The sequence below is a fragment of the Stenotrophomonas maltophilia complex sp. Om-AH-Sm3 genome (genome assembly GCF_059337855.1).
In genome coordinates this window covers 471,732-486,227 of record NZ_JBYBLQ010000001.1, presented here as the reverse complement: position 1 = coordinate 486,227, position 14,496 = coordinate 471,732, and the positions used below count along the sequence as shown (strand labels likewise).

At 66.9% G+C, this 14,496-nt stretch carries 15 protein-coding genes; 5 read left to right on the top strand and 10 right to left on the bottom strand.

Features of this window, described 5'->3' with window-relative positions:
- The first annotated feature begins 44 nt into the window (after positions 1-44).
- The 3 genes from AC10QF_RS02245 (at position 45) to AC10QF_RS02235 (ending at position 3,539) form a co-directional block, all read left to right on the top strand.
- A complete protein-coding gene (locus AC10QF_RS02245; RefSeq protein WP_005415664.1) occupies positions 45-785 on the top strand; it encodes a response regulator in 741 nt (246 codons plus the stop codon).
- On the top strand, positions 782-2,095 hold the full coding sequence (locus AC10QF_RS02240; RefSeq protein WP_065196563.1) for a sensor histidine kinase: 1,314 nt from the start codon (positions 782-784) through the stop codon (positions 2,093-2,095). The genes AC10QF_RS02245 and AC10QF_RS02240 overlap by 4 nt, the downstream gene beginning before the upstream one ends.
- A gap of 184 nt (positions 2,096-2,279) precedes the next feature.
- Positions 2,280-3,539 (top strand): MFS transporter, encoded by a 1,260-nt coding sequence (locus AC10QF_RS02235; RefSeq protein ID WP_494541663.1) that lies wholly within the window; start codon positions 2,280-2,282, stop codon positions 3,537-3,539.
- A 4-nt stretch (positions 3,540-3,543) separates the two neighbouring features.
- On the opposite strand, the gene AC10QF_RS02230 is transcribed toward AC10QF_RS02235, so the two are convergent.
- Positions 3,544-4,491 (bottom strand): nucleoside hydrolase, encoded by a 948-nt coding sequence (locus tag AC10QF_RS02230; RefSeq protein WP_494541662.1) that lies wholly within the window; start codon positions 4,489-4,491, stop codon positions 3,544-3,546.
- On the opposite strand from AC10QF_RS02230, the gene AC10QF_RS02225 reads away from it, so the two are divergent.
- Entirely contained in the window at positions 4,490-5,230 is a 741-nt protein-coding gene (locus tag AC10QF_RS02225; protein ID WP_258391579.1) for an SMI1/KNR4 family protein, read from the top strand. The two genes, AC10QF_RS02230 and AC10QF_RS02225, sit on opposite strands and share 2 nt — an antisense overlap.
- A gap of 442 nt (positions 5,231-5,672) precedes the next feature.
- Positions 5,673-5,999, top strand: coding sequence for a hypothetical protein (locus AC10QF_RS02220; RefSeq protein WP_494541661.1), 327 nt, complete (start codon positions 5,673-5,675; stop codon positions 5,997-5,999).
- A 92-nt stretch (positions 6,000-6,091) separates the two neighbouring features.
- Here the strand turns inward: AC10QF_RS02220 and AC10QF_RS02215 are convergent, their stop codons facing one another.
- The 9 genes from AC10QF_RS02215 to mdcA form a co-directional block, all read right to left on the bottom strand.
- A complete protein-coding gene (locus AC10QF_RS02215; protein WP_111175516.1) occupies positions 6,092-6,811 on the bottom strand; it encodes a GntR family transcriptional regulator in 720 nt (239 codons plus the stop codon).
- Positions 6,812-6,916: 105 nt separating this feature from the next.
- A complete protein-coding gene (locus AC10QF_RS02210) occupies positions 6,917-8,284 on the bottom strand; it encodes an SLC13 family permease (protein WP_072168675.1) in 1,368 nt (455 codons plus the stop codon).
- Positions 8,285-8,388: 104 nt separating this feature from the next.
- Positions 8,389-9,309 carry a malonate decarboxylase subunit epsilon gene (mdcH, locus tag AC10QF_RS02205; RefSeq protein WP_494541660.1) on the bottom strand — a complete coding sequence of 307 codons (921 nt, stop codon included), beginning with the start codon at positions 9,307-9,309 and terminating at the stop codon, positions 8,389-8,391.
- A complete protein-coding gene (mdcB, locus tag AC10QF_RS02200) occupies positions 9,306-10,163 on the bottom strand; it encodes a triphosphoribosyl-dephospho-CoA synthase MdcB (RefSeq protein WP_494541659.1) in 858 nt (285 codons plus the stop codon). Before mdcB ends, mdcH begins: the two co-directional genes overlap by 4 nt.
- Entirely contained in the window at positions 10,160-10,801 is a 642-nt protein-coding gene (gene mdcG, locus AC10QF_RS02195) for a malonate decarboxylase holo-[acyl-carrier-protein] synthase (RefSeq protein ID WP_494541658.1), read from the bottom strand. Before mdcG ends, mdcB begins: the two co-directional genes overlap by 4 nt.
- Positions 10,794-11,498, bottom strand: a complete 705-nt coding sequence (gene mdcE / locus AC10QF_RS02190; RefSeq protein WP_065178163.1) for a biotin-independent malonate decarboxylase subunit gamma — start codon at positions 11,496-11,498, stop codon at positions 10,794-10,796. The genes mdcG and mdcE overlap by 8 nt, the downstream gene beginning before the upstream one ends.
- A gap of 2 nt (positions 11,499-11,500) precedes the next feature.
- Positions 11,501-12,409, bottom strand: a complete 909-nt coding sequence (locus AC10QF_RS02185; RefSeq protein ID WP_069139062.1) for a biotin-independent malonate decarboxylase subunit beta — start codon at positions 12,407-12,409, stop codon at positions 11,501-11,503.
- Positions 12,406-12,726: a malonate decarboxylase acyl carrier protein gene (mdcC, locus tag AC10QF_RS02180; protein WP_065178127.1), complete on the bottom strand. Its 321-nt coding sequence runs from the start codon at positions 12,724-12,726 to the stop codon at positions 12,406-12,408. The genes AC10QF_RS02185 and mdcC overlap by 4 nt, the downstream gene beginning before the upstream one ends.
- 10 nt (positions 12,727-12,736) lie before the next feature.
- Positions 12,737-14,380: a malonate decarboxylase subunit alpha gene (gene mdcA / locus AC10QF_RS02175; protein ID WP_494541657.1), complete on the bottom strand. Its 1,644-nt coding sequence runs from the start codon at positions 14,378-14,380 to the stop codon at positions 12,737-12,739.
- Positions 14,381-14,496 lie beyond the last annotated feature (116 nt).

Here is a 14,496-nt window from a genome sequence, read left to right as displayed (position 1 = left end):
GGCCGCGCAGCGCGGCCCTGACCTCCGTCTTCATCGAGAACGCAATGAACCATGTACCGCACATCCTGGTCGTCGACGATGACAGCGAGATCCGCCAGATGCTGGCCGACTACCTGCAGCGCAACGGCCTGCGCGTGAGTCAGGCCGACGGCGGCCGGGCCATGCGCGCGCTGATGGATACCCATGCGGTGGATCTGGTGGTGCTGGACGTGATGATGCCGGGCGAGGACGGCCTGAGCCTGTGCCGCAACCTGCGCGCCGGCAAGCATCGTGCGGTGCCGGTGGTGCTGCTGACCGCCCGCGATGACGAAACCGATCGCATCATCGGCCTGGAAATGGGCGCTGACGACTACGTGACCAAGCCCTTTTCCTCGCGCGAACTGCTGGCGCGCATCAACGCCGTGATCCGCCGCACGCAGATGCTGCCGCCGAACCTGCAGGTGAGCGAGGCCGGGCGCCAGCTCGCCTTCGGCGAGTGGCGCCTGGACACCACCGCGCGCCATCTGCTGGATGCGCAGGACACTGCGTATCCGCTCAGTGGCGCCGAGTTCCGCCTGTTGCGCGTGTTCCTCGACCACGCCAATCGGGTGCTTAGCCGTGACCAGCTGCTCAGCCTCACCCAGGGCCGCGATGCCGAACTGTTTGATCGCTCGATCGACCTGCTGGTCAGCCGCGTGCGCCAGCGACTGGGTGACGACGCGCGCGAGCCGACCTACATCAAGACCGTGCGCAGCGAAGGCTATGTGTTCAGCGTGCCGGTGCAGTTGCTGGGGCCGGACGAATGAACACCTGCGCACGCCGTCCACACTGGCCGCGCACGCTGTCGGCGCGGCTGCTGCTGGTCCTGCTGGGCGGACTCACCCTGGCCCACGCGCTGTCCTTCGGCCTGCTGTTCTTCGAACGCTACCAGTCCACCCGTAGCATGATGCTGCGCAACCTCGACGAGGATGTGGCGGTGAGTGTCGCGCTGCTGGAGCACCTGCCTGTGGCGCAGCGTGAGGCCTGGGTGCCGCGGCTGGAGAGGCGCACCTACCGTTACCTGCTGCGCCCGGCCGCGGCCGGACCAGGGCTGCAGACCGACCGTGCACGCCAGGTCACGGCGATCATCGACGACAGCCTGCAGCACCGCTATCCGTTGCAGGCGCGCCAGGTGGCTCGCCTGCCGGAGCGGTTCGAGGTGGAACTGCGCCTGCACGACGGCACACCCTTGACCATTGAAGTCACTCCGTCGGGCCTGCCGCTGGCACGTTGGCTGCCCGCCGTGCTGCTGGTGCAGCTGGCGCTGCTGCTGGTGTGCGCGTGGTTGGCGGTGCGCCTGGCCCTGCGCCCGCTGCAGCAGCTGTCGCATGCGGTGGAGCATCTGCAGCCGGGCAAGGACGGGCCTGCACTGCCTGAAGATGGCCCTGCGGAAGTGGGCGGCGCGGCGGCTGCACTCAATGCACTGCAGGCACGCATTCGTGGCCATGTCAGTGAGCGCCTGCAGATCCTGGCCGCGATCTCGCATGACCTGCAGACCCCCATCACGCGCATGAAGCTTCGGGTGGAGACCCTGCCTGAAGACAGCACCCAGCAGCGGCTGCTGGCCGACCTCGACCACCTGGGTCAACTGGTGCGTGAGGGCGTGGCCTATGCGCGCAGCAGCCACGTCGCCAGTGGCGCGCCGGTGTCGATGGACCTGGGCGCGTTCCTGGCCAGTGTGGTCGGCGATTACGAGGACATGGGAAAGCCGGTCATTGGTGGTGCGCCCGCTGGACTGGTGGTGCAGACCTGGCCGCAGCCGCTGCGCCGGGTGGTCGGCAATCTGGTCGACAACGCGTTGCGTTACGCCGGTGCCGCCGAGATCGAGGCGGGTCGCGATGAGGCCGGAAGGGTGTGGATCAGCATTTCCGACCGTGGCCCCGGTATTCCCGAGGGCCAGCTGCAGGCAGTGCTGGCGCCGTTCCACCGGCTGGAAAGCTCGCGCAATCGCGATACCGGCGGGACCGGCCTGGGCCTGGCCATCGCGGTGCAGCTGGCGCAGTCGCTGGGCGGCTCGCTGCGCTTGCACAACCGCGAGGGTGGCGGGCTGCGGGCGGAACTGCAGCTGCCGGGCTGAGTTGCCCGGCCTTGTGTTCCAGCAAGGATGCTTCTGCTTCGGCCTTGGCGGTGAGCGCTTCACCGGTCATGAAACTCAGTGCATGCACGCAGCCGACAGCCGATGACCGGCATTTCACCCCGTCCATGCCACGCTGCGCCGAACCTGTACATCCGGGATCGAGGCTGTTGAAGGCGAATACGCAATGACTGTGGCACGACAGCGCTCGATGTGGGTGGCCGGCCTGTCCACGGTGGTGGAGTGGTACGACTTTACCCTGTACCTGTACTTCGCCACGGTGCTGTCGCGGGTGTTCTTCGGCGGTGGCGAGCAGGCGTTGCTGGTCACCTTGGCCGGATTCGCGGTGTCCTACCTGATGCGTCCGCTGGGCGCGCTGTGCTTTGGTCACCTGGGTGACCGACTCGGCCGACGCTGGATGTTGCTCGCGTCGATGGCGTTGATGGCAGCGGCAATGCTGGCCACTGCGCTGCTGCCGACCGCGGCCACCGCAGGCGCCACGGCCGGCGTGCTGCTGCTGGTGCTGCGCTGCGTGATGGCGTTCTCGGTGGGCGGCGAATATACCGGCGTGGTGGCGTACCTGCTGGAAAGCGCACCGGCGCGCCGACGCGGCCTGGTGACCTCGTTGGCCTCGGCCGCCAGCGAAGTGGGCGCCCTGCTGGCGGTGGCGATCTCTGCACTTACCGTCGCGCTGCTGCCCACACCGCAGCTGGACAGCTGGGGCTGGCGGATTCCGTTCCTCGTCGGCGCTGCGCTTGCGCTGGTGATCCTGATTGCGCGTTCGGGCATGCACGAGTCGCCGGAGTTCGAGCGCCAGCGCCGCGAAGGCAGCATTCCCGCCACACCACTGCGGCATGTGCTGCAGCATCATCCGTTGGCGGTGGCGCGCACGTTCGCGATTTCGGCGCTGGGATCGATCACTTACTACGTGGGCATCACCTATGTGCCTGCATTCCTGCACGCGCAGGGCCACGATGAGGGTGACGCACTGTGGCTGTCGACGATCGCGGCGGTGGCAGTGATCGCGATCACGCCCCTGTGTGGCGCATTGTCGGACCGCGTCGGACGACGTCCGGTGTTGTTGGGCCTGACCGTGCTGGCAGCGCTGCTGCCGCTGTCCCTGTTTGCGTGGATGGCACAGGCGACGGCGCTGGGCATCGTGCTGGCGGCGGTGCTGCTGGCCTGCGTGGCCGGCGGTGTAAGCGCGGTGGCGGCCCCGGCCACGGCTGAGCAGTTCCCAGGCGAAGGCCGGGTCAGCGGCCTGGCACTGGGGGTAACCATGGCCACGGCGGTGTTCGGCGGTGCGACGCCGTGGCTGGCGCAATGGTGGGTGGAACGCAGCGGCTGGGCGGCGGCGCCGGGCGCGATGATCGCGCTGGTGGCGGTGCTGGTGCTGCCGGTGCTGTGGACCCTGCCCGAGACGGTCCCGGGCAGGGCCAGACGCTAGCCGGTCAGACCTTCAGGGTCTGCTCGATGTCGGCCAGTACCGCGGCCGCATCCACACCGATGGCGATCGACTGCACCACGTGGCCGTCCCACACGCTGGGGCCGAATGCCAGGCCTTCCGGCTTGGGAATGGTCATGCCGCGGGCGACGCCGTCGGTGGCCACGCGCACGCTGGCGCGCTCGAACTGGAACAGTTCCGGGCGGGTCAGCGCGATGCACGCGCAGCAGTCATGCACGACCATGCCCTTGTGGCCGGCCTGCAGGTAGAAGTCCACGTAATCCTGCGACAGCGCACGGACCAGCTCGGCGTCGGCACCGCCGATGGTGGCCAGCTTATCCAGGCCGTCACGGTCCATTTCCACGCGGGTGGTCACGTCCAGGCCGATCGCGGTGACTGGCCAGCTGGCGGTGAACACCACGTCGGCGGCTTCGGCATCGCCCCAGATATTGGCCTCGGCGGCCGGGGTGATGTTGCCGTTGACGTGGAAGGCGCCGCCCATGATCACCACGCCGCGTACCAGGCCGGCGATGTCCGGGGCCTGCTGCAGGGCCAGGGCCAGGTTGGTCATGCGGCCGACCGCGATCAGGGTCACTTCGCCCGGATGGGCGCGGACCAGATCGATGATCAGCTGATGGGCCGGGCGGGCATCGGCGGCCACGTCCAGGCTGGCCGGCACCGGGTGGTTGCCCAGGCCGTTGTGGCCGTGGATGTGCACCGGCCACGCTTCCGGGGTGGCTTCCGGCTGCAGCGGGCCATCGGCACCGCGCGCGACCGGGGCGGCGAAGCCCCAGGCCTGCTTCAGGTACAGCGCGTTGTGCGTGGTCGACTCCACCGAGGCATTGCCGAAGGTGGTGGTGACACCGATCAGGTCGATCTGGGCGTGCTTGTGCAGGTAAAGCAGGGCCAGGGCGTCGTCGACGCCCGGGTCGGTATCGAAAATGACTTTCAGCATGTTGTTGTTCTTCTTCTTCCGTGTGGTGCGAGGGGCGCCGGCGGCCACGGGGCAGGCCGGCGCGCCCCCACATTGTCCCATCTTCATGACGGGCAGGGCGAACCAGGGCGCCGGTGGGGGCATATCATCGCCTTCAAGGCAGGGTATCGACTCGAACCGTTTGAGAGCTGTCCTGCCAGACTCCGAACCATCTTCATTGATGATGAGCCAGTGCCACTTTGCATTGCCGACACCTACTATGCAGAGAACGGCAGCACTTCCGTATTTGAAGAGCGCACCTGGCTCATTGGCAGGAGGTGACTCCTTGGTGGAAACAATTGCAGAGAGTTTCAGGAAAATAGCGATGAAATATCAACTAACAGAAGGACAGCTCAATGGTCCAGCTCAACTTTCGGCCATTGATAGCCTGCCAGAAGAATTGAGAACGGCACTCCCTAAGAGCTACCTTGAATTCCTTAAGACTCACGACGGCGGCGAAGGATTCATTGGCGATAACTACATCATTTTTTGGAAGGCGGAAGAGCTGGTTGATTTCAATCGTGAATATGAAGTCGAGACGGATGCGCCCGGTGTATTTTTGTTCGGCTCCAGCGGAGGGGGAGAAGCGTATGGATTCGACATGTGGGATGTCGCTATGCCGGTAGTAATGATTCCTTTTATAGGCATGGATCGTCAATACGCCATCGTGGTAGCGGCCGACCTTCCGGATTTATTTGCGCAATTGGCAGAGCGAGAATGATTGGCCTGGATAAGCACGCACGCCCTAAAGGCATGGAGCTGTTCGAGCTTAGACCCGTTATCGTTGGTGGTGATCCGGTCAGCCCTGAGAACAAAGCCTGGTTGACGAGAGAGCAGCATTTTGAGGCTGTGCGCTACTGGAATAGGATTGTCAGAAGTCTGCGTGATGGGCCGAAGTAGCTGGAGATAGAACGGTGTAGAAGGAGTAGGTCAGGAGCGGCCAGCTGCTATATCAGACATCTTGAATTGCTAAGCGAACCGGAGGATGTCCGGCTCGCGCAAGATGGTTTGTAGAATTCCTGCAGGTCTGACTAAAATGCTTGGTCAACATTTATCGATAGCCTCGCAGAGTATTTATTCGAGCGGAAATCCGATGGAAAAGCCGCGCTGCAACCAATGGATCAGTCGCGGTAGGTATGCCCCCCTGCTCAAGGAGCTGCGCCATGCTGGTGGTAACCCTGGTCTTGGTCGCCCTGGTATTGGGCTTGAACCTCGTCGCCACCTTCGTGGTGCTGGGGCGCGAAGAGGTGTCGGCGGGCGGCCGGACGGTGCAGCTGCTGCTGGTATGGCTGCTGCCGCTGGTCGGCGCCATCCTGTGCTTGGCAGTGGCCACGGCCGATGGCTCCGGCAGCCGGGGGGATGGCGGCGGAAGCCATGACACCTCCGTTGGCTATGCCAGTGACAACCACAGCCATCACAGTCACAGCAGCTCCGACTGCAGCAGCGACGGTGGCAGCGGTGACGGCGGCAGCTGCGGTGGTGGCGATTGACGAGATGTTCCAGGATGCCGGCCAGCGGCCGGCACTACCAGGGCGTGACCTCGGCTGGGTAGTGCCGGCCGCCGGCCGGCAACCTCATCCGCTCAACCGCCGCCTTCGGTCGGCAAGGGCGCTGGCACGTTCAACAACCCGCCCGCTGCCACATAGGCGGCCAATGCCTGGCCCTGGCTGAGCAGATGGCGCTCCATGGTGCGTTCGGCAGCCTGCGCATCGCGGCGGCGGAAGCACTCCATCAACTCGCGGTGTTCGGCCAGCGACTGCGCCATGCGGCCCGGGGTCAGCAGCTGGCGGCCGCGATGCATCTTCAGGATGCGGTGCAGGTCGTGGGTGATGCGGATCAGCCACGGATTGCCCGCGTAATGCTGCACGGTTTCGTGGATCAGGTAGTTGTTGCGGTAGTACTCGGCAATGTTGCCCTCGGCCGCCGCCGCTTCCATCGCCGCATGCAGGGCCTCCAGTTGTTGCACGCCGGCATCGTCGATGTGCTTCACCGCCTCATGCGCGCAACGGCCTTCCAGCATGGCCATTACCGGGAACAGCTGGTTGAGGTCTTCCAGCGTCAGCCGGGTGACCCGGCTGCCACGACCTGCGTCGATCTGTACCAGGCCTTCGGCGGCCAGCAGCTTCAACGCCTCGCGCAGCGGCGTGCGGCTGATGCCCAGTTCTTCGCACAGCGCGGGCTCGTCGATCCACTCGCCCGGCGGCAGCCGGTAGTCGTAGATGCGCTCGCGCACGTGGTCGGCCACCTCTTCATACAGAGGTGCGCGCTTCTTCGGTGACCGCTGGGCAGGGGCAATGGCCATGGAGGAAGTGTACCGCCAGGTAGTGCCGGCCGCTGGGTGGCAACCCATGATCGCTGGATGGCTTCATGGGATTGCCGCCCAGCGGCCGGCACTACCGTTGGGTGGTTACATCCAGCCCGGCACCACGAATACCAGCCAGGCCAGCAGTGGTCCAAGCGCCACCACCAGTCCGCTGTAGACCAGGAAGCGGCGGAACAGGGTCTCGCGTTCCTCCTTGGCTGCCGAGGCCACCACCAGTGCGCCATTGGTGGAGAACGGGCTGACATCGACGATGGTGGACGACACCGCCAGCGCGCAGATCACGCCGGCGGCGCTGAGGTGACCCTGCATCAGGAACGGCACCGCCAGCGGAATCGTGGCGCCCAGCACTGCGGCCGACGAGGCGAATGCGGAGACGATGCCGCCGACGTAGCAGACCAGCAGCGCGCCGAGCAGCGGAATGCCGATGTCGGACACGCCATTGCCGATGAAGTCCACCGCGCCGGCATGTTCCAGCACGCCGATGTAGGTCACCACGCCACAGATCAGCAGCACGGTGGACCAGCTGATGCCATCGACCGCGCCCTTCTGGCTTTGTGGCGACAGCAGCGCCAGCGCCACCGCGACGGTGATCGAGACCAGGCCGACGTTGAGGTTGTAGATCAGCGCGGCCACGCCCAGGCCGAGCAGGCCGATCAGGGTGAACAACCGTTCGCGGGTCAGGCCCACCGCATCCAGTGCCGCCGGATCATTGCTGAGCGTGCCGCCGCCTGCTGCGACCAGCGCGCCATGGCCTTCGATCGCGAACTGGCGCGACGACGCCTGCGGACCACCGGCCATCGCCAGTTCGGCATTGCCGATCGTTCCTGCCGCGGTGATCGAGCCGCGATGCAGCAGGGCGATGCCACCGAAGGCGAAGAAGCAGATCGTCGCCATCATGAAGTTGAAGCCCAGGCTGGTCAGGAACACTGCCATCTCGGTCACTTCCAGCCCAGCCTTCTGCACCACGCCGTTGGTGATGCTGCCGTACACGCTGATGGGCGAGAAGCCGCCGGCCTGCGCACCATGGATGACCAGCAGGCCCATCATCAGCGGGTTGATGTTGTACTGCTTGGCAAAGCGCAGCGCGACCGGGCCGATGATCGCGACCGCCGCCGGGCCCAGCGCACCGAACGCGGTGAGCACCGCGGTGATCACGAACATCACCCACGGAATGGCCACGATATGACCACGCACCACTTTCACCGCCCAGTGCACCAGCAGGTCGATGGTGCCGTTCTTCTGCGCGATGGCGAACAGGTAGGTGATGCCGACCAGGGTCAGGAACAGATCGCCGGGAAAGCCGGCCAAAACCTCCTTGCCGCCCATGTCGACCCACAGCCCGCCGATGATGAAGGCCAGCGCAAAGGCGACCGCGCCCATGTTGATCGGCATCGCCGTGGCGACGATGAACATGATCACCAGGCCGATGATCGTTGCGATTTGTGGACTCATGCGCCCTCCCAGACACGTGGCTCACGTACAGCGCGGATGGAGACCCGCCATCCCGGGGTAAGGCGACGTACTGCGTGATGCGTGATACGTACTGCTGGAACCCGTTACTGCAGCCGCTCCAGCGCACTGCGGACCCACGCCGCGGCGCCTTCCAGGCTCTGGAACTCTTCCACCGCGCGCACTTCGCAGCACGGATAGGACGGCGCGACCATGCGCGCCAGTGCGTTGCCCGGGCCCAGCTGCAGGAACACCCGCGCGCCGCGCTCGAAGGCCTGGCGCATCACCTGCGCCCATTCGATGGTCTGCGCCAGCTGCGCCGACAGCGTGTGCACCACCGTGGCACGATCACGCACAGGCCGCGCATCGATGCCGGCCAGCAGCGGCAGGCGTGGGGCTTGCAGCGGCGAGGCATCGAGTGCGGCAGCGAACGGTGCGACCGCCGCCGCCAGCAAGGGCGTGTGGGCAGGCACGTGCACCGCCAGCGGACGGATGCCGGCACCCTGCGCCCGTGCGGCACCGGCCAGCCGCTGCAATGCGGCGTGCGTGCCGCCCACGATGAAATGGTCCTGCCCGTTGGCGATGGCCATGTGCGCACCGTGCAGATCGCACAGCGGCTGCAGTACATGGCGTTCCAGGCCGAGCACGGCCTGCAGGCCTGCATCGGCGGGGCTGGCGCCGTCCATCAACTGCGCGCGCTGCGCAGCCAGGGCAAGGCAGGTGGTCGCATCGAAGCTGCCGGCGATGGCATGCGCGGCCAACTCGCCGATGCTGTAGCCGGCGATCAGCGTCGGCGTTGGCACGTTGTCGCGCAGCCCCTGCCACTGCGCCAGAGTGGCCGCGCACAGCAGCGGTTGCGCCTGCGCATTGTCGAAACGGTCGTCGGCCGCCGCGGCGGAAAACACATCGCGGCCGAGTACCGTGCTGGCCACATCAAGGGTATGGCGTGCGGCCGGAAGATCGCGCACGCGGTCGAACATCGCTGCATGCTGCGCGCCTTGGCCGGGGCAGAGCAGGGCCAGGCTCATGCGCGCTCCTGCTGTAGCAGGAACCAGGCACAGGCCAACAGGTCGGCACTGCCACCGGGACTCAGGCGGCGCGCGACGAAGCGCTCACCGATGCCGTGCAGGCGTGCCTGCCAGCCGGGCACGAACGCACCGCCGCCGTCGAGGAAACCATGCGCCTGTCGCTGTGCCCAGCGCAGGCCGTCGGCGCCGCCACGGTGCAGCAGGTTGAGGTCATCCACGCATGCGACCAGCTGCATCAGGGCCTGGCACATCGCGGCCTCGCGTGGCAGGCCGCTGGTCAGTGCGTGACGCAGGGCAGGCAGTGCCACTTCGCGCAGCAGCGGGTAGCCAGCGGCTGCTTGTTCGCGCACACCCTGCACGCCGTGCCGTGCGCGCGCGCGCTGGCCAGGGCTGTTCGCATCCAGAGGTGCGTCGGCGAGCTCGGCAGACCAGCGGCGCACTTCCTGGCAGACCTGCTCACCCGTGGCGGCATGGTCCAGGCGGGAGCGACAGGCCGCGGCGGCCGCCACCAGCAGGCCGAGACTGAAGACCGCGCCACGATGGGTATTGACGCCGGCGGTTGCGCGCAGCATCGCGATTTCAGCGGCAATGCCACATCGGCGCAAGGCGTCGAAGTCCGCCCCGGCTGCACCGAGGCAGGCCACGGCGGTGAAATAGTGGCGCAGCGCGAACAGGCTGCGCAGGAATGTGCCGGCGTCCATGTCGTGATGGCTGCCGCTGTCGAATGGCGTGACCAGTCCGGGCTTGGGCGCCAGCGCCAGCTCCGCATGCAGGCTGGCGACGGCGAGGCGCCCCAGGCGCGCGCTGTCCACGGCAGCTGCCGGCCTGACTGCCGATTGCACGACGGCGGTCATGCGCTCACCCCGGCGGAGACGAACATCGCATCGCGTAGTTCCAGCGCGGCACCATCGAGGCGCTTGACCAGTACCTCGCGGCTGCGTCCGGCGTACTCCCGCCAGTTCACGGCGGCGTCGCCGCCCAGGCACAGCTCGCCATCGACCCGCCGGTCGTGTTCGGCTTCCCATGCCTGTAGCCGTGCAGCCAGGGCATCGGCCTGCGCGGTGGTGTCGATCGGCCACAGCAGATCGACGTCCGAGCGCGCGTGCACATAGCGCAGGCCAGTAAGGTGCTGCCACGCGAAGGCACCGAATACGCGCGCCTCAGCGATGTTCTGCAGCACTTCAAGGGGCCGCCGCCAGTCCTGCGGAACGTCGCCTTTCAGCACCGCCTGGAGTGCCGGCGGCGGCGTGGTGCGCAGCACATCGTGTGCTGGCACGCGCAGGGCCAGGCGCAGTTTGCCCTCGGCGGGCGGCAGCGGCACGCCGAGACGCAGGCGTGGATCGGCATCGTCAGCGGCACGCCGCGCGACGATGGCCGGCCGGCCCTGTGCAAACCAGTCGGCCAAGCGCGACTCATGCGCGGCGATGTCCGCCTGCCAGCCGGCGTGCGCTGACAGCCAGACCAGCGTATGTCGGGGCAGCCGCTCAGGCATCACCCTGGCTCACGGCTTCAGCCACGCGTGCGGCCAGCATGCGCCCGCCACGTTCGGCTCCGCGCACTGCGCGGCGGTCGCCATGGGCGGGCGTGCGCAGGGCCTGCAGAAGGTGCTGGGCAAGATTGCCCTCCCACAACGATTCCACCGCACCCATCGCCACGTAGTTCTCCACGCCCGGTGCGAACACCGGTGAGGTCTGGCTCAGCGCCTGCAGTTTATCCAGCGGCTGCTTGGTCACCCGGGCCATCGCGCGCAGGTCCATCACCCGCACCTGCGCATCCGGCAGGGCATGGATGTGGTCGGCCATCAGCCCGAACGAGAGGAAGCCGCCACTGACGGATTCACCGTAGACCAGCGTGACCAGTCGGGCGCCACGTCGACGCGCGAGATCCAGCGTCTGCGCCAGGTGCGCGAAACAGCCGTTGATGCCGAGCAGTTCGTCGCGGCGTGCCAGGCGCTGGCCGGCGGTGTCGACCAGCATCACGATCGGTTGCTGCGGATGCGCGGCGGTGCTGGCCAGCACCGTTTCGGCCAGTGCCAGTGCGTGGTCCACGCCCACCTCGAGCTTGTTGGCGGTGCCGATCACAGTCACATCGCCGTTGTCGGTGGTGGCGCTGCCGGTCAGCACCGAATCGCTCACCGCAATGGCATGCCCATGCGGAAACAGGGCATCGAGCAGTGTCTGCAACGGCATGCTCATGGCAGGCTCCGGTCGCCGGTGGCGGTGAGGAATTCATCGGTGTCGAGCAGTGGCAGGCGTTCGGGGTGGGCAATGCCCAGCCGCGCCCAGATCTCCAGGCCATCGCGGCAATCGCCCCAGGCCCGCACGCCCGCCTTCAAGGCCGCATGGCGTTCCTGCAATGCGGCCAGTGCAGCATCCGGGTCAGTGCTGCCCGCATCGGGGTGCAGCGCGTCGCGTGCGGCCAGCGCGAATGCTTCAAGGGCATCGGGCACCAGCACCTGCGCCTGGTCGATCAGGTACCGGTGCTTGCCACCGGTCACACGCCAGACCAGCGCGCGATCGCGTGAGTCGAACTCTTCCACGCCGCGAACGGTTTCGATTACCTCCGGTCCGGACAGCGACATCCGGCCTTCCTCGGACATGATGACCGTGGTGCAGCAGCGGGCAACGATGCCCATGCCACCGAAGGCGCCGTTGCCGCTGCCGATCAGCGCGATCACCGGCACGCCCGCTGCACGCGCGTCCAGGGTGGCGCGCATGATCTCGGAGATCGCAATCAGGCCCGCATTGGCTTCGTGCAGCCGCACGCCGCCGGTATCGAGCAGCAGCAGCACGCCGTCAGGGCGGGTGTACGCCGCACGGCGCAGCAGCCCGGTCAGCTTGGCGCCATGCACTTCGCCCACGCCGCCGCCCATGAATTCACCCTGTTGTGCGGCCAGCAGCACGTGTTTGCCCTGCAGCCTGGCCTCGCCGACGACGATGCCATCGTCGAACGCGGCCGGCTGGTCGAGCTGGGCCAGGTGCGGACTCATCATCCGTCGCGCCGGGCCGAGGAACTCGTGGAACGAGCCGGCGTCGACCAGCCCGGCGATGCGCTCGCGCGCATCGGCTTCGTAATAGCTGTGGCGCTGTACGTGGTTCATGGCGCGCCTCCGGCCAGCAGGGTTTCCACGGCCTGGTCCAGGCGCAGGCTGACCACGGCCGGGGTCGCACCGGCGTCGTTGATCGAGACGCGCACATCGCGCAGCGGATGACGCTGTGCGAAGTCGTTGATCACCGCCTGCCAGATGCTGCCGAAGCCCTGCGCGGCGGTGATGACGCGCACCGTCATCGCGCCCTGCTGCGCCGCCGGTTCCAGCAGGATTTCCAGGTTGCCTGACGCCAGCACGCCCACCAGCACCGCATCGCGCGCGAACGGCACGTCGGTGCGGCCTTCGAATCGATAGTCGAGGGTTTCCATGCTCAGCCCCTTACCAGTTGCGGAAGCGCTTGGGCGGGTCGTACAGACCGCCGGACCAGCGCACCAGGTCCTTCACCGAACGCGCCGCCAGCAAGTCACGGCTGGCATCGCGCACGGAGATGCCGAGGTCACCGGGACGGCGGATCACGCCGCGGTCGCGCAGGTTCTCCACCATCGCGCGGTCGCGCCCGATGCCCACGGCGGTATAGCCGGCCACGCCACGGATCGCCTGTTCGCGCTCCTCGGGGGTGCGGCACAGCAGCAGGTTGGCGATGCCTTCCTCGGTCAGCACATGGCTGACGTCGTCGCCGTAGATCATCACCGGCGGCAGCGGCATGTTCGCGCGTTCGGCCAGTTCCCAGGCGTCGAGGCGGTCAACGAATGCCGGGGCCATGTGCTCGCGGAAGGTTTCCACCATCTGCACCACCAGCTTGCGCCCGCGTGGCATCTCGCCCGGGCGTGCGGCCTGCTGGCCGGCCTTGATCCAGGCCTCGCTGGCATGGCGGCGGCCGCGCGCGTCCGAGCCCATGTTCGGTGCGCCGCCGAAGCCGGCGATGCGGTCGCGGGTGGCAGTGGAACTGTTGCCCTGCAGGTCGATCTGCAGGGTGGAACCGATGAACATGTCGCAGGCATACAGGCCTGCGGTCTGCGAGAACGCCCGGTTGGAACGCATCGAGCCGTCGGCGCCGGTGAAAAACACATCGCCCCGCGCGGCAATGTATTTCTCCATGCCCAGTTCCGAACCGAACGAATGCACCGATCTGACGAAGCCCGATTCGATCGCCGGAATCAGTGCCGGGTGTGGGTTCAACGCCCAGTGCTGGCAGATCTTTCCCTTCAGACCGAGCGATTCGGCGTAGGTGGGGAGCAGCAGTTCGATGGCGGCGGTATCGAAGCCGATGCCGTGATTCAAACGATTCACGCCGTACTCGGCGTAGATGCCCTTGATGGCCATCATTGCCATCAGTACCTGGATTTCGGAGATCTGCGCAGGGTCGCGGGTGAACAGCGGCTCGATATGGTTCGGCTTCGGCGCCTGCACCACGAAGTTGACCCAGTCCGCAGGAACATCGACGCGGGGGAGGCTGTCAACGATCTCGTTGACCTGGGCGATGACGATGCCGCCACCGAAGGCGGTGGCTTCGACGATCACCGGAGTGTCTTCGGTATTTGGCCCGGTATAGAGGTTGCCGTGGCGGTCGGCGGCCTGCGCGGCGACCAGCGCTACGCGCGGCGTAAGGTCGATGAAGTAGCGGCCGAACAGTTCCAGGTAGGTGTGGATGGCACCGATCTGGATGCGCCCTTCGGCCACCAGGTTGGCCAGTCGCACCGATTGCGGGCCGGAGAACGAGAAATCCAGTTTCGAGGCGATGCCACGCTCGAACACGTCCAGGTGCGAGGGCAGTGAGAGGACCGACTGCACCATGTGCAGATCATGCACGCGGGCGGGGTCGAGGTCGGCCAGCGCCTGGGCGAGGAAATCGGCCTGCTTCTGGTTGTTGCCCTCCAGGCAGACCTTGTCGCCTGGCTCCAGCACTGCGTGCAGCAACTTGCCGACGTCGCTGCTGGCGACCTCGCGTCCCCGGGCCCACGGCGCGGCACGCTCCAGGCGGGCCTGGCGACTGCGTTCCAACGTATCCCAGCTCGGGTTCATTGACCGGCTTCCGACGGGTGTTGTGATAATTACGGCATAATTACGAAGTGTGTACAACCTGCAGTGCAGCAAAGAGAAGGGCCCGCGCGGAGGCGGGCCCATTCAGGTAGGCCGCG